16 protein-coding genes, 1 tRNA gene and 1 riboswitch are annotated in these 18,803 nt (G+C 74.6%); of the genes, 12 read left to right on the top strand and 5 right to left on the bottom strand.

Going from position 1 to position 18,803, the window contains the following annotated elements; genetic code table 11:
* Positions 1-16: 16 nt before the first annotated feature.
* Positions 17-1,195, bottom strand: coding sequence for an NAD(P)/FAD-dependent oxidoreductase (locus I5Q34_RS21365; protein ID WP_234429335.1), 1,179 nt, complete (start codon positions 1,193-1,195; stop codon positions 17-19).
* A gap of 157 nt (positions 1,196-1,352) precedes the next feature.
* Positions 1,353-1,465: riboswitch (TPP riboswitch) on the top strand.
* Here I5Q34_RS21365 and thiO point away from each other — a divergent pair.
* From thiO to I5Q34_RS21380, 3 genes are all read left to right on the top strand, one after another.
* The gene (gene thiO, locus I5Q34_RS21370) at positions 1,463-2,644 is read left to right on the top strand and encodes a glycine oxidase ThiO (RefSeq protein WP_199893914.1); all 1,182 of its coding nucleotides are present in this window, start codon (positions 1,463-1,465) and stop codon (positions 2,642-2,644) included. Its footprint overlaps the riboswitch before it by 3 nt.
* Positions 2,641-2,865, top strand: coding sequence for a sulfur carrier protein ThiS (thiS, locus tag I5Q34_RS21375; protein WP_199893915.1), 225 nt, complete (start codon positions 2,641-2,643; stop codon positions 2,863-2,865). The genes thiO and thiS overlap by 4 nt, the downstream gene beginning before the upstream one ends.
* Positions 2,866-2,868: 3 nt before the next feature.
* The gene (locus I5Q34_RS21380) at positions 2,869-3,687 is read left to right on the top strand and encodes a thiazole synthase (protein ID WP_199893916.1); all 819 of its coding nucleotides are present in this window, start codon (positions 2,869-2,871) and stop codon (positions 3,685-3,687) included.
* 71 nt (positions 3,688-3,758) lie between these two features.
* Here the strand turns inward: I5Q34_RS21380 and I5Q34_RS21385 are convergent, their stop codons facing one another.
* On the bottom strand, positions 3,759-4,175 hold the full coding sequence (locus I5Q34_RS21385) for a hypothetical protein (RefSeq protein ID WP_277965383.1): 417 nt from the start codon (positions 4,173-4,175) through the stop codon (positions 3,759-3,761).
* A gap of 2 nt (positions 4,176-4,177) precedes the next feature.
* On the bottom strand, positions 4,178-4,537 hold the full coding sequence (locus I5Q34_RS21390) for a hypothetical protein (RefSeq protein ID WP_199894304.1): 360 nt from the start codon (positions 4,535-4,537) through the stop codon (positions 4,178-4,180).
* A gap of 458 nt (positions 4,538-4,995) precedes the next feature.
* On the opposite strand from I5Q34_RS21390, the gene I5Q34_RS21395 reads away from it, so the two are divergent.
* The 8 genes from I5Q34_RS21395 to I5Q34_RS21430 all read left to right on the top strand — a co-directional run bounded on the left by I5Q34_RS21395 (position 4,996) and on the right by I5Q34_RS21430 (position 16,478).
* On the top strand, positions 4,996-6,051 hold the full coding sequence (locus I5Q34_RS21395) for a methionine ABC transporter ATP-binding protein (RefSeq protein WP_277965384.1): 1,056 nt from the start codon (positions 4,996-4,998) through the stop codon (positions 6,049-6,051).
* Positions 6,048-6,812 carry a methionine ABC transporter permease gene (locus I5Q34_RS21400; protein ID WP_199893918.1) on the top strand — a complete coding sequence of 255 codons (765 nt, stop codon included), beginning with the start codon at positions 6,048-6,050 and terminating at the stop codon, positions 6,810-6,812. The genes I5Q34_RS21395 and I5Q34_RS21400 overlap by 4 nt, the downstream gene beginning before the upstream one ends.
* A gap of 95 nt (positions 6,813-6,907) precedes the next feature.
* Complete coding sequence (locus I5Q34_RS21405; RefSeq protein WP_199893919.1) at positions 6,908-7,777, top strand: MetQ/NlpA family ABC transporter substrate-binding protein; 870 nt, start codon at positions 6,908-6,910, stop codon at positions 7,775-7,777.
* A gap of 178 nt (positions 7,778-7,955) precedes the next feature.
* A complete protein-coding gene (locus tag I5Q34_RS21410; RefSeq protein ID WP_199893920.1) occupies positions 7,956-8,597 on the top strand; it encodes a GNAT family N-acetyltransferase in 642 nt (213 codons plus the stop codon).
* Between the two features lie 136 nt (positions 8,598-8,733).
* Positions 8,734-9,966 (top strand): precorrin-6y C5,15-methyltransferase (decarboxylating) subunit CbiE, encoded by a 1,233-nt coding sequence (gene cbiE, locus I5Q34_RS21415; RefSeq protein ID WP_199893921.1) that lies wholly within the window; start codon positions 8,734-8,736, stop codon positions 9,964-9,966.
* Positions 9,967-10,186: 220 nt separating this feature from the next.
* The gene (cobT, locus tag I5Q34_RS21420) at positions 10,187-13,831 is read left to right on the top strand and encodes a nicotinate-nucleotide--dimethylbenzimidazole phosphoribosyltransferase (protein ID WP_199893922.1); all 3,645 of its coding nucleotides are present in this window, start codon (positions 10,187-10,189) and stop codon (positions 13,829-13,831) included.
* A gap of 526 nt (positions 13,832-14,357) precedes the next feature.
* Positions 14,358-15,587 carry a uroporphyrinogen-III C-methyltransferase gene (gene cobA / locus I5Q34_RS21425; protein WP_199893923.1) on the top strand — a complete coding sequence of 410 codons (1,230 nt, stop codon included), beginning with the start codon at positions 14,358-14,360 and terminating at the stop codon, positions 15,585-15,587.
* A gap of 63 nt (positions 15,588-15,650) precedes the next feature.
* Positions 15,651-16,478 carry an RNA methyltransferase gene (locus tag I5Q34_RS21430; RefSeq protein ID WP_199893924.1) on the top strand — a complete coding sequence of 276 codons (828 nt, stop codon included), beginning with the start codon at positions 15,651-15,653 and terminating at the stop codon, positions 16,476-16,478.
* On the opposite strand, the gene I5Q34_RS21435 is transcribed toward I5Q34_RS21430, so the two are convergent.
* The gene (locus I5Q34_RS21435; protein WP_199894305.1) at positions 16,445-17,671 is read right to left on the bottom strand and encodes a serine/threonine-protein kinase; all 1,227 of its coding nucleotides are present in this window, start codon (positions 17,669-17,671) and stop codon (positions 16,445-16,447) included. The two genes, I5Q34_RS21430 and I5Q34_RS21435, sit on opposite strands and share 34 nt — an antisense overlap.
* 586 nt (positions 17,672-18,257) lie before the next feature.
* Between I5Q34_RS21435 and I5Q34_RS21440 the strand changes: the two genes are divergently transcribed.
* Positions 18,258-18,461, top strand: a complete 204-nt coding sequence (locus tag I5Q34_RS21440) for a hypothetical protein (RefSeq protein WP_199893925.1) — start codon at positions 18,258-18,260, stop codon at positions 18,459-18,461.
* 206 nt (positions 18,462-18,667) lie between these two features.
* Here I5Q34_RS21440 and I5Q34_RS21445 read toward each other — a convergent pair.
* Positions 18,668-18,739 (bottom strand) — tRNA-Val (locus I5Q34_RS21445).
* Between the last annotated feature and the right edge of the window lie 64 nt (positions 18,740-18,803).

Consider the following 18,803-nt stretch of genomic DNA (forward strand, 5'->3'; position numbering starts at 1 on the left):
GGGCCTGGGGCAGACCTCACACCACCGCCGACTTCAACGGAACCCCGGCATCCGCCACCTTCCCCCGATCCAGCACCGCCCCCCGCTCGATCAGCTTCCGCCCCTGCGCAAGATCCCGCGGGCGCCCCACCGCCAGCAGCGCCACCAGCACACCGCCCCGCAGCCAGCACACCGTCCACGCCGCCCCGGCCGGATCCCCGCGCCAGACCAGCTCATCCGCGGCGGAGTGGTGCCCGGCGTACTGCACGAAGCGGCCGAACTGTTCGGACCAGAAGTAGGGGACCGGGTCGTAGACGCCCTCGCCCTCCTCCACGCCCTCCCCGTGGACGATGTTCGCGGCCACCGTCTTCGGCCCCTGGAGCGCGTTGTCCCAGTGGTGGACGAGGAGCCGCTCCCCATAGCGGGCGGACGGGAAGGACGCGCAGTCGCCGACCGCGTAGACGTCGGGCAGGGACGTCCGCAGCCGCTCGTCGGTGACGATGGAGCGGTCGGGCGCGAGCTCGGCCCCCGAGCCGGTCAGCCAGCCGGTCGCCGGCCGCGCGCCGATGCCGACGACGATCGCGTCGGCGGGCAGCCGCGTCCCGTCGGCCAGCACGACCGCGCCCTCCTCCAGCGCCGCCACCCGCGCCCCGGTGAGCAGCCGGGCGCCGGCGTCGGCGTACCAGCCGGCCATGTGCGCGGCCACCTCCGCCGGGACCGCGCCGGCCAGCGGGCGGTCCGCGGCCTCGACGACCGTCACCTCGCACCCCGCCTCCCGCGCGGCGGTCGCGAGTTCCGCGCCGATCCAGCCGGCCCCGACGGCGACGATCTCGCGCTGCTCGACCAGCAGCGGGCGCAGCCGCTGCGCGTCGTCCAGGGTGCGCAGCAGGTGCACGCCGGGCACGTCCTCGCTGCCGGGCAGCCGGACGGGCTCGGCGCCGGTGGCGATGACGAGCACGTCGTAGTCCACCGGGCCGCGCATGGTGTCCAGTTGGTGGTCGGCGGCCCGCAGCCCGGTGGCCTCGACGCCGAGCTCGACCTCGATGTCCAGGGACGCGAAGTCGACCTCGAAGGCGGAGCCCTCCGCCTTGCCGAGCAGCACGGCCTTGGAGAGGGGCGGCCGGTCGTACGGGGGATGGGGCTCGGCGCCCAGCAGCCGGATGCGGCCGTGCCGGCCCTGTTCGCGCAGGGCGACGGCGGTCTGCACCCCGGCCATTCCGGCGCCGACGATGACGACGCCGAAGTCTCCCGGGGCGGAGCCGCTGCGGGTGTTCGTCCACTCACTCACCCGATCACTGTAGGTCGGCCGGCCGCCTCCCGCCGGGGTCCGCGACGGTGACCCCCGACACGCCATCAGCTAGTGTGGCCGGTGCACAAGCACTCGCGGGAGCCCGGACGGACCGGGCTGAGAGGGAGGCTGGACGGCCTCCGACCGTACGAACCTGATCCGGGTCATGCCGGCGAAGGGAGGGGCTGGACGCCCATGCACGCGTCTACTCGCACCAGCGCCACCGACGTCCCCGACGTCCTCGTGGTCGGCGGCGGTGTCATCGGTCTGGTCACGGCCTGGCGGGCGGCCCAGCGCGGCCTGGCCACCGCGGTCGCCGACCCGGCACCCGGCGGCGGCGCCGCGCGGGCGGCGGCCGGAATGCTGGCCCCCGTCACCGAACTGCACCACGGCGAGCAGGAGCTGCTCGCCCTCAACCTGGCCTCGGCGCGCCGCTATCCGCGCTTCACCGCCGAACTGGAGGAGGCGAGCGGGCGGGAGACCGGCTACCGCGCCTGCGGCACGCTGGCCGTCGCCCTCGACGCCGACGACCGTGCGCACCTGCGCGAGCTGCACCTCCTCCAGCAGCGCTGCGGCCTGGACGCGCAGTGGCTGACCGGGCGCGAGTGCCGCCGCCTGGAGCCGATGCTGGCGCCCGGGGTCCAGGGCGGGCTGCGGGTGGACGGCGACCACCAGACCGACCCCCGGCGGCTGGCCGCGGCGCTGCTGACGGCCTGTGAGCGGGCCGGGGTGGCCTTCCACCACGCCGAGGCCGTGCGGATCCTGCGCGCCGGGGACCGGGTCACCGGCGCGGAGCTCGCCGACGGCACCCGGCTGACGGCGGGCCAGACCGTACTCGCGGCGGGCAGCTTCAGCGGCCGGCTGGCCGGGCTGCCCCAGGAGGTGCTGCCTCCGGTCCGGCCGGTCAAGGGCCAGATACTGCGGCTGCGCGTCCCGGACGCGTACCGCCCCTTCCTCTCCCGCACCGTGCGGGCGGTGGTGCGCGGCGGGCAGGTCTACCTGGTGCCGCGCGAGAACGGCGAACTGGTCGTCGGCGCGACGACGGAGGAGCTCGGCTGGGACACCACCGTGACCGCGGGCGGGGTCTACGAGCTGCTGCGCGACGCGCACGAGCTGGTGCCCGGCATCACCGAGCTGCCGCTCGTCGAGACCTCGGCCGGGCTGCGCCCCGGCTCGCCGGACAACGCGCCGCTGCTCGGCCCGACCGCCCTGCCCGGTCTGCACGTCGCCACCGGCCACCACCGCAACGGCGTCCTGCTGACGCCGCTCACCGGGGACGTCATGGCCGAGGTGCTCACCAGCGGGCGGCCGCCCGCGGAGGCCCGTCCCTTCTCCCCCCTGCGCTTCTCCCACTCCCTCCAGGAGCAGTCCGCATGACCGGCACCATGAGCCTCACTCTTTCCGTCTCCGTCAACGGGGAGCGGCGCGCCGTCGCGCGCGGCACCACCCTGGCCGCGCTGGTGGCCGAACTCACCGGCGCGCGCGGCGGAGTCGCCGCCGCCGTCAACGAGAACGTCGTCCCGCGCGGGCAGTGGGCCGCCACCGAGCTCGGCGAGGGCGACCGCGTCGAGGTCCTCACCGCCGTGCAGGGGGGCTGAACGATGGCCGACGACGTCCTCACCATCGCCGGGACCGCCTTCACCTCCCGGCTGATCATGGGCACGGGCGGGGCGCCCAGCCTGGACGTGCTGGAGCGGGCGCTGCTGGCCTCCGGCACCGAGCTGACCACGGTCGCGATGCGCCGGCTCGACCCGGCGGTGCGCGGCTCCGTACTTTCGGTCCTGGAGCGGCACGGCATTCAGGTGCTGCCCAACACAGCCGGCTGCTACACCGCCGGCGAGGCCGTGCTCACCGCGCGGCTGGCCCGGGAGGCGCTCGGCACCGACTGGGTCAAGCTGGAGGTGATCGCCGACGAGCGGACCCTGCTGCCCGACCCGATAGAGCTGCTGGACGCGGCCGAGATCCTGGTGGACGACGGCTTCACGGTGCTCCCCTACACCAACGACGACCCGGTGCTGGCCCGCCGCCTGGAGGACGCGGGCTGTGCCGCGATCATGCCGCTGGGCTCGCCCATCGGCTCCGGCCTGGGCATCCGCAACCCGCACAACTTCCAGCTCATCACGGAGCGGGCGGGCGTCCCGGTGATCCTGGACGCGGGCGCCGGCACGGCCTCCGACGCGGCACAGGCGATGGAGCTGGGCTGCTCGGCGGTGATGCTCGCCTCGGCGGTGACCCGGGCCCAGGAGCCGGTGCTGATGGCGGAGGCGATGCGGCACGCGGTGGAGGCGGGGCGGCTGGCGCACCGCGCGGGAAGGATCCCGCGCCGCCACTTCGCGGAGGCGTCGTCGCCGGTGGCGGGACGGGCGGCCCTGGACCCGGAGCGCCCCGCCTTCAGCGGATTCAGCCCGTCCGGCGTTTGAGGACAGCGCGCGCAGCGTGCTGCTGCGGAAACGGTGAAAGGGCGGGGCTGGGGCAAAACCCCCGGCGCGGGCTACCGCGCCGTACCCGCCGCCCTCCGCAACCACACCATCGCCGTCACCGGCAGGATCACGGGGATGAACAAATACCCCATGCCGAAGTCCGACCACACCGTCGCATCGGGGAACGCCGACGGCGAAACCAGCGTCCACGTGCCAACCGTCAGCACCCCCACCAACTCCAGCACGCAGCACACCAACGCCGCCCGCCGAGCCGTCTCCCCACCCCGCACCAGCGAGTACGTGATGAACGCGTAGACGACGGCCGCGACGGCCGACAACGAATACGCCAGCGGCGCCCGCCCGAAGTGCAAAGCCATCTGCACGATCGACCGCGACGCCGCCGCCACCGTGAACACCCCGTACACCCACACCAACAGCCGCCCCGGGCCCTGCCCCAGGCCGCCACCGCGGTCAACGGACTCGGTCACGCTCACCCTCCCCAGATGTCGTAGAGCCGCACCTGCAGTACGGCGAGCACCACCGCCCCGGCCGCCACCGTGGCCGAACCCCAGCGGGTCCGCTCGGTCAGCGACACGAAGCCGGCGCCCGGAATGCAGGCCGCCGCGCCCAGCAGATAGGCGACGAAGATGGCCGTGCCCTTGGCCGGCCGCTCGCCGCGGCTCAGCTGCACCACGCCGATGACCAGCTGCGCGAGGGCGAGTACGGTGACGACGGCCATGCCGATGAAGTGCCAGTCCTTGGTGGACTGGTCGCGGTAGAAGGCGTGACCGCACCAGACGGCGAGCGCCAGGGCGGTCAGACCGACCACGAGCGTCAAGGCGTCGATCACCGCGACCCCCGGGCACGTGCGGACGAGACAAGCATGGGACGACTGTAGTCGGCGGCCGGAACCGGGCGGCGCGTGGGCCGGACCGTCCACATTCCAGCCATCGATGTCCACTATTCGGACAATCTTTACTCATCCGCTCGCACGTCTGTTTTACTTGCCGCATGACCACGACGAGCACCCGCATTCTTGCGACCGAGGCGATGACAACGCCCGGTGCTGCTCGTTGCATGTGTCGAATGTGTGACCGCTGAGGGCCCCCGTTCTGAGCCTCGCGCCCCGAAGCGAGACCCGAAGAGCCCGCGTCCGGAGAAGGACGGCGCGCTCTCCTCCCTCCGCGACACCCGGAGCCCCGAGCCGCGCCGTACCGGCGCCCGCCGGGGATCCCATGCCGCGTTTCCGCAATGAATTCCCGTGCGCGGGCACCCCACTGCCGCGCACTCGACAGTGACGGAATCCCTGTGATCACCACCAAGGGCCTGACAAAGGTCTACCGCTCACGCGGCCGCGAGGTCATCGCCCTCGACGGCGTCGATCTGCACGTGCGCGAAGGCGAGGTGTACGGCGTCGTCGGACAGAGCGGCGCCGGCAAATCGACCCTCATCCGCTGCGTCAACCTCCTGGAGCGACCCACCTCCGGCACGGTCACCGTCGCCGGTCAGGACCTCACGGCGCTCGCCGGCCGGGGACCGCGCGCCGGCGCCGAGCTCCGCCGGGCGCGCAGCAGCATCGGCATGATCTTCCAGCACTTCAACCTGCTGTCCTCGCGGACCGTCCAGTCCAACGTCGAGCTGCCGCTGGAGATCCTCGGGCTCTCCGGCAAGGAGCGCTCCCGCAAGGCCCTGGAACTCCTCGACCTCGTCGGCCTCGCCGACAAGGCCAAGGCCTACCCGGGCCAGCTCTCCGGCGGCCAGAAGCAGCGCGTCGGCATCGCCCGCGCCCTGGCCGGCGACCCCAAGGTGCTGCTCTCCGACGAGTCGACCTCCGCGCTGGACCCGGAGACCACCCGCTCGATCCTCCAGCTGCTGCGCGACCTCAACCAGCAGCTCGGCCTGACCGTCCTCCTCATCACGCACCAGATGGAGGTCGTCAAGACCATCTGCGACTCCGCGGCCCTGATGAAGGGCGGCCGCGTGGTGGAGTCCGGCACCGTCGCCGAACTCCTCGCCCAGCCCGGCTCCGAGCTGGCGGCCGAACTCTTCCCCGTCGGCGGCGAGCCCTCCGGCCCCGACCGCACCGTCGTGGACGTCACCTTCCACGGCGACGCGGCCACCCAGCCGGTCATCTCGCAGCTGTCGCGCACGTACAACATCGACATCTCGATCCTGGGCGCCGCCATGGACACCGTCGGCGGCAAGCAGGTCGGCCGGATGCGCATCGAGCTGCCCGGCCGCTTCGAGGAGAACGTCGTCCCCATCGGCTTCCTGCGCGAACAGGGTCTCCAGGTCGAGGTGGCGCCCGTGCACACCGGCGAGGCGGCCACCGCCCACGCCCTCCTCAAGGAAGGTGCCAAGTGACCTGGAACGAGATGCAGCCCCTGCTGCGCGACGGCTGTCTCGACACCCTGTTCATGGTGTGGTGGTCGGCCGTGTGGACCGTCATCGGCGGCCTGCCGCTGGGCGTCCTGCTCTACCTCACCGACCGCGGCGGCCTGCTGCAGAACATCGTGGTCAACAAGGTCGTCGGCACCGTCGTCAACATCGCCCGGTCCGTGCCCTTCATCATCCTGATCGTCTGGCTGATCCCCTTCAGCCGCACGGTGATCGGCACCTCCATCGGCCCCAGCGCCGCCGCCGTGGCCCTCACCGTCGGTGCCATCCCGTTCTTCGCCCGGCTGGTGGAGACCTCGCTCCGCGAGGTCGACCACGGACTGATCGAGGCCGTACAGGCCATGGGCGGCGGCACCTGGACCGTGATCTTCAAGGTCCTGCTCCCGCAGGCCCTGGCCTCCCTGGTCGCCGGCCTCACCACCACCGTCATCGCCCTCATCGGCTACTCCGCGATGGCCGGCGCCGTCGGCGGCGGCGGACTCGGCCAGGTCGCCATCAACTACGGCTACCAGCGCCAGGAGCACGAGCTGATGAACATCACCATCGTGCTGCTCGTCGTCATCGTCTCCGTCGTCCAGATCGCCGGCGACCTGACCGTACGCCGCCTCGCCCGCCGCACCGGCCGCCAGGCCGCGCCCGTCGGACTGCGGCGCCTGCGCCCCGCGAAGGCCGCCGTGCCCGCGCAGCGGAGCGCCGACGAGCCCAAGGCGGCCGTCGAAACCCCCTGAACCCGCCGGGGCCCGTGACGGCCCCGAGGAAACACCACGAGCCCGGACCCTTTGCCGGGTGGCAACACCTCGTGAGAACAAGAAAGGCACTCTTCGTGCGTACCACCGTCAAGCTCTCCGCCGCCCTCGCGGCCGCCGCCGCGCTCACCCTCGGCCTGAGCGCCTGCAGCGCCCCCTCCGACTCCTCCGCGTCCTCCACCAAGAAGGGCAAGGACGCCGACCCCGCCGCCAAGCTCCTCATCGCGGCCAGCCCCACCCCGCACGGCGACATCCTCAACTTCGTGCGCGACCATCTCGCGGAGAAGAACGGCCTGAAGCTGGAGGTGAAGGAGTTCAACGACTACAACGCGCCCAACACCGCCACCCAGAACGGCGAGGTCGACGGCAATTTCTTCCAGCACAAGCCCTACCTCGACGAGTTCAACAAGAAGAACAAGACCGATATCGTCCCGGTCGTCAACGTCGAGATCGAGCCGCTCGGCTTCTACTCCAAGAAGGTCAAGAAGGTGAGCGACCTCGGCGAGGGCTCCACCATCGCTGTGCCCAACGACGCCACCAACGAGGGCCGGGCCCTCAAGCTGCTGGCCGACAACAAGGTCATCGAGCTCAAGGACGGCATCGGGTCCTCTGCCACCCGTGAGGACGTCAAGGACGCCAAAGGTGTGAAGCTCGTCGAGCTGGAGGCTGCCCAGATTCCCGCACGCCTCGGCGACGTGGACGCCGCGGTCATCAACGGCAACTTCGCCATCAGTGCCAAGCTCAACCCGTCCAAGGACTCCCTCGCCCTGGAGAAGGCCGACGGCAACCCCTACGCCAACTTCCTCGCCGTCAAGAAGGGCAACGAGGAGGACCCGCGCATCGTCAAGCTCGCCAAGCTCCTCAACTCCGACGAGGTCAAGAAGTTCATCGAGGAGAAGTTCAGCAACGGCGCCGTCATCCCGGCGTTCGGTGCCGTCAAGAGCTGACACCTTGTAACCTCAGCCGTCTCGGCGGCCGCAGGCCCCGCATACGCCACGCGCGCGTGTGCGGGGCCGCCGCGCTGGGCACACTCGCGAGGTCATAGGGCATGCTGGTGCGGCCGAGACCGGCGCGACCGCCGAACCGGTACCGAGCCCATTCAGCCCCCCGGCGTTGGAGCAGCGCATGACTTCCACCTTTCCGGACATCTCCATCAGTACGGACCGGCTGGTGCTGCGCCCGTTCGACGCGACGGACGTGCCCGCGCTCACCGAGATGATGAACGACGAGCTCATCACCGCCTGGACCTCCGCCCCCCACCCCTTCACGACCGCCGACGCCCGCGACTGGGCCTTGCGCACCGCCCCCGCGGAACGCCTCTCGGGACGCGGAATCGTCTTTGCGGTCACCGAGTTCCTCACCCACCGCCTCGTCGGCACCGTGCGCCTCCACCGCACCGACTGGCGCACCCTCTCCACCGAGATCGCCTACGCCACCGCCCCCTGGGCCCGCGGCGAGGGCTACGCCTGCGAGGCCGTCCTGGCCGTCGCCCGCTGGCTGTTCCGCGACCAGAAGTTCGAACGCCTCGAACTGCGCACCGCCGCCGACAACTCCGCCTCCCAGCAGGTCGCCCAGAAGATCGGCTGCATCAGCGAGGGCGTCCTGCGCAACGCCTGGATAGCCCGCAGCCGCACGGAGGACGGCGGCTGGACGGACATCCGCAGCGACCTCATCGTCTGGAGCCTGCTCCCCGAGGACCTGGACGAGGTGCGCGCACCGCAGACCGGCGCCACCGGCTACGCCGCCGCTTTCCACAGCTGGCGCTGACCCCCCCGCGCGCGCCTGTGCGCCCCGCGGCCGGACGGTGGTCCGGACCTGCCGGGGTACTCTCACCATGCCCGCCGACCGGCGGGCGCCAAGGGCCCGGGACAAGCCCGCCTCAAGCCTCAGGAGACAGACGACGATGGCCGACCGGGTCACGGTGATCGGATGGGACGGCTCACCGCTGACGGGCGCGGCCCGCTCCGCCGTGGGCGCGGCCACCCTCGTCGCCGGAGCCGCGCACCACCTGGCGCTGCCCGAGATCCCGCCCTCCGCCGAACGTGTGCGGCTGGGCAGCGTCGACCTGGCGGCCCGGCACATCGCCCGGCACCGCGGCACCGCCGTCGTCCTCGCCGACGGGGACCCCGGCTTCTTCGGCGTCGTCCGCACCCTGCGCGCCCCCGAACACGGCCTGGAGGTCGAGGTGGTGCCCGCCGTCTCCTCCGTCGCCACCGCCTTCGCCCGCGCCGGCATGCCCTGGGACGACGCCCAGGTCGTCGTCGCCCATAGCCGCGACCTGCGCCGCGCCGTCAACGTCTGCCGCGCCCACCCCAAGGTCTGCGTCCTCACCTCGCCCGGCGCCGGCCCCGCCGAACTGGCGCTGCTGCTCGGCCCGGTGCACCGCACGTTCGTCATCTGCGAGCAGCTCGGCACCGCCCGCGAGCGGGTCACCGTGCTCACCTCCGACAAGGTCGCCGACCACGCCTGGCGCGACCCCAACGTCGTCATCGTCATCGGCGGCCCCGGCGTGGAGGACCCGGCCGGCGCGCCCGGCCGGTCCGGCGGCGGCTGGATCGCCGGCCGCGACCCCGGCCGGCTCCCCGGCCCGCGCGGCTGGGCCCTGCCCGCCGACGCCTACGGCAGCGCCCCCGGCGAGGGCGAGGGCGCCGAGCTGCGCGCCGCCCAACTCGCCCGGCTCGGGCCCCGCGTCGGCGACCTCGTCTGGGACATCGGCACCGGCAGCGGTGCCGCCGCCGTCGAGGCCGCCCGGTTCGGCGCCGCCGTCATCGCCGTCGACCGCGACGCGGACGCCTGCGCGCGCGTCACCGCCGTCGCCCGCCACTACGGCGTCCAGCTCCAGGTCGTCCACGGCACCGCGCCGGTCGTCCTGGAGGACCTCCCCGAGCCCGACGTCGTCCGCGTCGGCGGGGGCGGCGCGCCCGTCGTCGCCGCCTGCGCCGACCGCCGCCCCGAGGCGATCGTCGCGCACGCCGCCACCCGGGACGAGGCCGAGGCCGTCGGCCGGGTCCTCGCCGAGCGCGGGTACGCGGTCGAGTGCACCCTGCTCCAGGCGGTGGAGCTGGACACCGCGGCCTGGGCGGAGCGCGAACGGGCCGTTACCTTCCTGCTGAGCGGCCGTCGTCCGCACCCGTGATCCCGACCGGCCGGGCGGACGGTAGGCTGGCGGATCGTTGTGCGGCGGCCCGGTGTCAAACACCACAGGCACCAATGTCCCGGACGCGCCACCTTTTTGGCGGCGCGCACGGCAGGGTGGCACCGGGACGGTACGCCAACGTGCCGCGAGACATGGACGCTCGTTCTTGCTATGGGCGTGAGCGGTTGGAAGGAGCACTACCGATGGGCGAGGGGTACGCATGACCGACACCGGCCGGTTCCCGGGTGAGGGACAGCCGGAGAACGCAGGCGCGACACCCGGGCACCCGCTCACCGCGGACGCCGCGGCTCCTGCCGACACCGGAGTCCCGACAGTTCCCACCGTCCCGCCGGCGCCCCAGGCGCCGACGACGGGACCCTCCACCTACGCCTTCCTCGCCGACGGGGACGGCACCGACGAGGACGACCTGCTGCTGATGCCGGGCGCCCAGGGCGCCTGGATGGAGCAGCCCGCCGCCCAGGGCGGCACCCACGAGACCGGCGGCCGGGACACCGGCGCGGCCGTCTTCGAGGAGGTCCGCACCGCGCCGCCGGCGCCCGCCGCGCCCCGTCGGCCCCTGCACATGGGCCCGCCCGACCCGTCCTCCAACGGCCTCGTGCGCTCGCTGGCCGACCGCGGCCCGGCCGCGCCGCAGCAGCCGGTGGGTTCCCCGGTCCCGCAGCCGCCGACGGCCGCCCCCGGACCCGAGTACCTGGACGCGCCGCGCGCCGAGGAGCTCCCGCGCCCGGACGGGCCGGTGGCGCAGCCGGGCATATGGGACGCCCAGCCGGAGACGCCCGCGGTGCCGGCGGAGGGCCCCGCCGCGGAGCCCGTCGTCGCGTTCGTCCCGCCGCAGAGCACGGGCGCGGCCCCGGCTCCGGCCGTGACCGACGGCGCGGCTGACGGCCCGTCGGGCGTGGCCCCCGCGGCCGCCCCGGCCCCCGCCGAGCCGGTTCCGGCCGTGCCGGCGCAGCTCACCCCCGCGGACCACGTCCAGCCGGAGCCCGCGCCGGAGACGGTGCCGCCGGCGCGTACGCCCGCGCCCGAGGAGACGCAGGCTCCTACGGCTCCGGTCGCTCCGGTGGCTGCGGAGCCGGTTGCCCCGGCCGCGCCCGAGCCCGCTGCTCCTGTCGCTCCTGTGGCCGCTGCTCCTGTGGCCGCCCCCGAAGCGGCCGTTCCGGTCGCGCCGGAGGCCGCCGCTGCCGTCATCGCCGAGCCCGCCGCTCCCGTTGCTCCGGAGGCCGCTACTCCGGAAGCCGTTGCTCCGGTCGTGGCCGAGCCGGTCGTCGCGGAGCCCGCCGTCGCCGAGCCGGTCGCTCCCGCCGCGGCGGAGGCCCTCGTCGCCGAGCCCGTCGCTCCGGCACCGGGCGCGCAGCCGGAGCCCGTGGTCGTGGCCGTGGAGGCGCAGCCGTCCGCGCCCGCCGAGTTGCCCGCGCCCGCTCCTGTGGTCGCGGACGCCGCGCCGGTCGTCGACGCCGTCGTGCCCGCCGGGACCCCGGCGGAGCCGGCCGCGCCGGTCCCCGCCGAGGCCGCGCCTGCCGCTGTCGCCGCGGCGCCCGCCGAGGTCCAGGCAACCGAGGCCCCCGCTGTCGCCGTCGAGGCCCCCGTGGCCGATGCGGTGCCCGCTCCCGGCCCGGAGGCCGTCCGTGCTCCCGAGCCGCAGGCCCAGGTCCCCGAGGCGCCGACGGCCGCACCCGAGGCCCCTGTTGAGCCGCAGCCCGTCGTGGCGGCCGAGCCGGCCCCGGCCCCCGTCGCCGAACCCGCGCCGCAGCAGGTCCCCGTGGCCGCCGTGGCGGAAGCCGCGCCCGTTGCGGACGCGCAGGTGTCCGACGTGCCGGCGCCCGCCGCCGTCCAGCCGGAGCCGCAGGCCCCGGCCGCCGCTCCTGTTCCCGCTCCCGCCGAGACGGAACAGCAGGCGGAACAGCAGGCCGAGCCGGCCCCCGCCGCCGGGAGCGTGCCCGAGCGGCCCGCCGCCGCGGAGCCGGCGCCGGAGGCCCCCGAGGCCGTCGCGGAGCCCGCAGCCGAGGCGGCCCCGCACCTGGCCCTCGTCGGGGACGAGCCCCCGGCCGCGGAGGCCGAGCCGGACGGGCCCGCCGCCGAGGCGCCGGCCGAGCCCGTCCTCCCCCTGGGCCCGCCCGCCGACGGCTACGCGGCCGCCGAGCGGGAGGCCGTGCACCGGGTCATGCGCGAACGCCGCGACATCCGCAACGGCTTCCGCCCCGACCCCATCCCGCACGACGTCCTGCTGCGCGTCCTGGAGGCCGCGCACACGGCGCCCAGCGTCGGGCACTCCCAGCCCTGGGACTTCGTCGTCATCCGCTCCGCCGAGACCCGGCAGACGATGCACGAACTGGCCACCCGTCAGCGCGTCGCGTACGCCGACTCGCTGCCGAAGGCACGGGCGAAGCAGTTCAAGGAAATGAAGATCGAGGCCATCCTCGACACACCCGTCAACATCGTCGTCACCGCCGACCCCACGCGGGGCGGCCGGCACACCCTGGGCCGGCACACCCAGCCGCAGATGGCCCCCTACTCGTCGGCCCTCGCCGTCGAGAACCTGTGGCTCGCCGCCCGCGCCGAGGGCCTCGGCGTCGGCTGGGTCAGCTTCTTCGACGAGCGCGAGATGGTGCGCGAACTCGGCCTCCCCGAGCACCTGGAGGTCGTCGCCTATCTGTGCGTCGGGTACGTGGACGAGTTCCCGGACGAGCCCGAGCTGATGCAGGCCGGCTGGTCCAAGCGCCGTCCGCTGTCCTGGGTGGTCCACGAGGAGACGTACGGCCGCCGCGCGCTGCCCGGCGAGGACCCGCACGACCTGCTCGCCGAGACCCTGCGTGGCATCCGCCCGCTGGACGCCAAGGCGCTCGGCGAGGCGTGGGAGCGGCAGAAGCGGATGACGAAGCCGTCGGGCGCGCTCGGCATGCTGGAGATCATCTCCGCCCAGCTGTGCGGCCTGTCGCGCAAGTGCCCGCCGCCGATCCCGGAGCCGGCCGCCGTCGCGATCTTCGCGGGGGACCACGGCGTGCACGCCCAGGGCGTCACCGCGTGGCCCCAGGAGGTCACCTCGCAGATGGTCGCCAACTTCCTGGGCGGCGGCGCGGTGTGCAACGCGTTCGCCAACCAGGTCGGTGCCGAGGTCTGCGTCGTGGACGTGGGCGTGGCCGGCGACCTGCCGAGCCGGCCCGGTCTGCTGCCGCGGAAGGTCCGCCCGGGCACGGCCGACTTCACCACCGGCCCGGCGATGACCCGCGAGGAGGCGCTGCGCGCCGTCGAGGTGGGCATCGAGACCGCGCGCGACCTGATCACCGCCGGCAACAAGGCGCTGCTGACGGGCGAGATGGGCATCGCCAACACCACGGTGTCGGCCGCCCTCGTCTCCGTCTACACCGGCGCGGACCCGGCCGAGGTCACCGGGCGCGGCACCGGCATCAACGACGAGATGCACGCCCGCAAGGTCGACGTGGTCCGCCGGGCGCTGGAACTGCACCGCCCCGACCCCGAGGACCCGATCGGCGTGCTCGCCGCGGTCGGCGGTCTCGAACACGCCGCGCTCGTCGGCCTGATCCTGGGCGGCGCCTCGCTGCGCACCCCGGTGATCCTGGACGGCGTCAGCGCCGGCGCGGCCGCCCTCGTGGCCCGCGCCATCGCCCCCGAGGCCCTGGCGGCCTGCATCGCCGGCCACCGCAGCGCCGAGCCCGGCCACGTCGCGGCCCTCACCAAGCTGGGCCTGCGCCCGCTGGTGGACCTCGACCTGCGCCTGGGCGAGGGCACGGGCGCCCTGCTGGCCCTGCCGGTGGTGCAGAGCGCGGCGCGGGCGATGCACGAGGTGGCGACGTTCGACAGCGCGGGCGTGGCGGAGAAGGGCTGACGTCCGGTGGCGGGGCGGGGGTTTTCTTTCCCCACCCCGCCCTTTCACCGTTTCCTCGGGGGCTGCGCCCCCCGGGGACCCGAACCGCCCTCCGGGCGCTCGTCCTCGAACGCCGGACAGGCTGATATCAGCCCGTCCGGCGTTCGAGGACGAGCGGCGGAGCCGCAATCCAGCCCGTCCGGCTTGAGGACAACCGCGCGGAGCGCGGTCCAGGCCCTTGGCCGCAGCCCCGAATCCAGCCCGTCCGGCGTTTGAGGACGAACGCGGCGCAGCCGCGTTGCGGGGGCGCAGGGGGGCGAAGCCCCCGCACCACCGCGCGGAGCGCGGTGCCGGGCCGAGGGGCGGAGCCCCGGAAGAAACGGTGAAAGGGCGGGCCGGGGGCACTCCACCCCACCACCCCGCCCCCGTAAGGTGTTCCCGGGGGCGAACCACCCCCTGACCAGCCGCTCCACCGCCGCAGCGGCCACAGACCCAGCAGCAGAACCCCGCACCCACACGCCCCCCGCACGAGGAGAGCCGCACCCCCATGGCCGAGCAGCCCCCCGCCCTCGCCGCCTACCCCGTCGGACTGCGGCTCGCCGGCCGCCGCGTCGTCGTCCTCGGCGGCGGCCAGGTCGCCCAGCGCCGCCTCCCGGCACTGATAGCGACCGGCGCCGACGTCGTCCTCGTCTCGCCGTCCGCCACCCCCTCCGTGGAGGCCATGGCCGAGGCCGGCGAACTGCGCTGGGAGCGCCGCCGCTACCGCGAGGGCGACCTGGACGGCGCCTGGTACGCCCTGATCACCACAGACGACCCCGAAGCCAACCGCACCGCCTCCGCCGAGGCCGAGGCCCGCCGCGTCTGGGCGGTCCGCAGCGACGACGCCGAGGCCGCGACCGCCTGGACCCCGGCCACCGGCCGCAGCGAGGGCGTGACCGTCGCCGTGCTCACCGGCCAGGACCCGCGCCGCTCCGCCGCCGTGCGCGACGCCGTCGTCGAGGGCCTGCGCGACGGCACGATCGCCGCCCCGCACCACCGCGAACGCGCCGTGCGCCCCGGCAGCGTCGCCCTCGTCGGCGGCGGCCCCGGCGACCCCGACCTGATCACCGTGCGCGGCCGCCGGCTGCTCGCCGAGGCCGACGTGGTCATCGCCGACCGGCTCGGCCCGCGCGACCTGCTCGACGAACTCCCGCCGCACGTCGAGGTCATCGACGCGGCGAAGATCCCCTATGGCCGCTTCATGGCCCAGGAGGCGATCAACGCGGCGCTGATCGAGCACGCCAAGGCCGGCAAGGCCGTCGTCCGCCTCAAGGGCGGCGACCCGTTCGTCTTCGGCCGCGGCAAGGAGGAGGCCGAGGCGCTGGCCGAGCACGGCATCCCCGTCACGGTCGTCCCCGGCATCTCCAGCTCCATCAGCGTCCCGGGCGCCGCCGGAATCCCCGTCACCCACCGCGGCGTGGCCCACGAGTTCACCGTCCTCAGCGGCCACGTCGCCCCCGACGACCCGCGCTCCCTGGTCGACTGGGAGGCCGTCGCCAAGCTCCGCGGCACCCTCGTCCTCCTCATGTCGGTGGAGAAGATCGGTGCCATCGCCGAGACCCTCGTCCGCCACGGGCGGTCCGCAGGCACCCCGGTCGCGGTGATCCAGGAAGGCACCACCGCCGCCCAGCGCCGCGTCGACGCGACGCTGGCCACGGTGGGGGAGCGGGTGCTGGCCGAAGGCATACGCCCGCCCGCCGTCATCGTCATCGGCGACGTCGTGGCCATCGGCCACTGATTCCCACATCCCGCAAGAGCGCCGCCGACTCCCGCATCCCACCAGAGCAAGGCAGTTCACCCCATGGCCCCCCTAGCTGAGATCATCACCATCGACGACCCCGACGACCCCCGGCTGACCGACTACACCGGCCTGACCGACGTCGAGCTGCGCCGCCGCCGCGAGCCGGCCGAGGGGCTGTTCATCGCCGAGGGCGAGAAGGTCGTCCGCCGGGCCCTGCAGGCCGGCTACGGGATGCGCTCGATGCTGCTCACCCCCAAGTGGGCGGACGTCATGCGCGACGTCATCGACGCGTCCGACGCGCCCGTCTACGTCGTGAGCCCCGACCTCGCCGAGCGTGTGACGGGCTATCACGTGCACCGCGGCGCCCTCGCCTCCATGCGGCGCTCCCCGCTGCCGGACGCCGCCGGCCTGCTGCGCACCGCGCGCCGCATCGCCGTCATGGAGGCCGTGAACGACCACACCAACATCGGCGCCATCTTCCGCAGCGCCGCCGCCCTGGGCATGGACGCCGTCCTGCTCTCCCCGGACTGCGCCGACCCCCTCTACCGGCGGTCGGTCAAAGTCTCCATGGGCGCCGTCTTCTCCGTCCCCTACGCCCGCCTGGAGAGCTGGCCGCAGGACCTGGAGACGCTCCGGTCGGCGGGCTTCCGGGTGCTGGCCCTGACCCCGGACGAGAAGGCCGTCCCCCTGGAGGAGGCCGCCCCGCACCGCATGGACCGGGTCGCCCTGATGCTCGGCGCGGAGGGCACCGGACTGTCCGCCAAGGCCCTGCGGGCGGCGGACGAATGGGTGCGGATCCCCATGGCCCACGGCGTGGACTCGCTCAACGTCGGCGCGGCGGCCGCCGTCGCGTTCTACGCGGTGGCGGCGGGACGCGCGCAGGACTGAGGGGCGGTCGCGCAGGGCCGCTCCAGCCCCTCGGACTTCTTGGGCCCGTCGCAGCCCTGCGCCGCTGCGATGCCCAGCGCGACCAGCAGCGTCACCACGACGAAGACGATCAGCCGCTGGCGCAGCAGCCGCGGGTCCGGGCGCCGCGCGCCCGTGCCCTGCCCGGGACGGGTGCCCGGCCGCACGGGCTTCTTCTGCCCCGGGCGGCGCTTGGGCCCCACGGGGCGCGGCGGCGCGGGCTGACGGGCCGTGGGGGCGACCCCGGCGGACGGCCGGGGCTCGGTGGACTGCTGCGCGTACTCCGCGGGCCGGCGGCCCGACGGCCGCTCCGGCTCCCGGCGCGGCGGCACCCGGCGGGGCCCGTCCGTCCCGTGCGCCTCGCGCGCCGCGATCTCCTTGAGCCGCAGCGACAGCTGGAGCGTGCTGGGCCGCTCCTCCGGGTCCTTGGCCAGGCACGCCAGGATCAGCGGGGCGAGGGCGTCCGGAACGCCCATCAGCTGCGGCTCCTCGTGCACCACGCGGTAGAGCATGACCTCCGAACTGCCCTGCCCGAAGGGGGAGTCCGCGGTCGAGGCGTAGGCGAGGGTGGCGCCCAGCGCGAAGACGTCCGTCGCGGGCGTCACGGCCGCGCCCCGCACCTGCTCCGGCGCCAGGAAACCCGGCGAGCCGACGGCCGTGCCGACGTGCGTCAGGGTGCTCGCCCCGGTCGCCCAGGCGATGCCGAAGTCGATGATCCGCGGACCCTTGGGGGAGAGCAGGATGTTCGACGGCTTGAGGTCGCGGTGGACCACCCCCGCGTCGTGCACCGCCAGCAGCCCCTCGGCCAACGCCGCGCCGATGGACGCGGTCTGAGCCGCCGACAGGGGACCCTCCTCGGTCACCTTGTCGTGCAGCGAGGGCCCCGGTACGTACTGCGTCGCGAACCACGGCCGCTCCGCGTCCAGATCCGCGGCCACCAGCCGGGCCGTGCAGCCGCCGCGGATGCGCCGGGCCGCCGACACCTCGCGGGCGAACCGCGAGCGGAACTCCTCGTCCTCGGCGAGGTCCGGCCGGATCACCTTCAGCGCCACCCGCTGGCCGCGCTTGTCCGAGCCCAGGTACACCACGCCCATGCCGCCGGCGCCCAGCCGGCGGTGGAGCCGGAACGAGCCGACGACACGCGGGTCCTCGCGCCGGAGCCGCATCATCGTCATCTTCATCCCCGCTGCCGGTCCTGCTGACGAGCCACAGCTTACGGATAGACGGGCGGCGGCGCTGCGAGGCCGCGCATGCGTCGGCGAGACGATTGCGGGCGGCGGACGCGGCCCCGCTCGGGCCGCACCGCGTCCGCGCCGCCGCCGGGCCGGGCGCCCGCCTCGTCCCCAAGGGGCCCGTTCCGCAGGGGGATTGACGGTGCGACGGACCGTCGCCCCGGGGCGATCTTGAACCCCGGGCTCCGGCCCCGGACACCTGACGCGGCGTCCGGCGGACACCGCCGGGGGAGCGCGGGGACGGCGCACGGGAGCGCGGCGGAAGTGATCGAAGTCACCCTGGGACGTCCCCTCGGGGAAGACCCGGGGTCCCGGCGCGCCCTTCTCCACCCAGAGGAGTACCCGCCCCCTCCGGCCTCCTCCTCGGGAAGGCGCCGCAAGGGGTACGCGGGCATGACGCCCCGGGACCGCCCCGCCGCCTACCGTTGAGGCCGTGCGGCGGGCCCATCACTCGTCCCCCGAGGTCGGGGCCCGCCGCCGCCGACTTCGCAGCACCGGCCGGGCGGCCGGGACGGGTGGGAGAAGAGTGATGGAGCAGGCGGGACGAGGGACGGTCCGGGCACGGAGCCACCGCGCCACCGACGTCTTCGGCGACCGCCCCTCCGGCACCCGGCACCCCCTGGTCGCCCTGGCCATGGTGCTGCCCGTGGCGGCCGTGCTGGCCGTCGTCTTCGGCGGTTGGGACACCGTCGTCACGCAAGCGTCGTCCGTGGCCGGAATGCTGGGGCGCTGAGCGCCCCGGACCCGGGAGAGCGGCCCGGGTCGGGGACGAGCCGGTCAACAACCCCGTGGGGACGGGGGTGCGGCGGACGGCATGACGGGCCGGGCACCTGGGGAGGTGCCCGGCCCGTCGTACATCTCGTGGGCCGCGTATCTCGTGGACCGTGGGAAAACGGCCGAGGGGCCGGAGCCGAAGCCCCGGCCCCTCGGCCGAACGTGTGCGCGATACTGGGATTGAACCAGTGACCTCTTCCGTGTCAGGGAAGCGCTCTCCCGCTGAGCTAATCGCGCGGGCAGGACCCGTGTGGATCCCGAGTGGACGATACTGGGATTGAACCAGTGACCTCTTCCGTGT

Origin of the sequence: Streptomyces sp. AV19 (assembly GCF_015999245.1) — a bacterium.
Classification (GTDB): Bacteria; Actinomycetota; Actinomycetes; order Streptomycetales; family Streptomycetaceae; genus Streptomyces.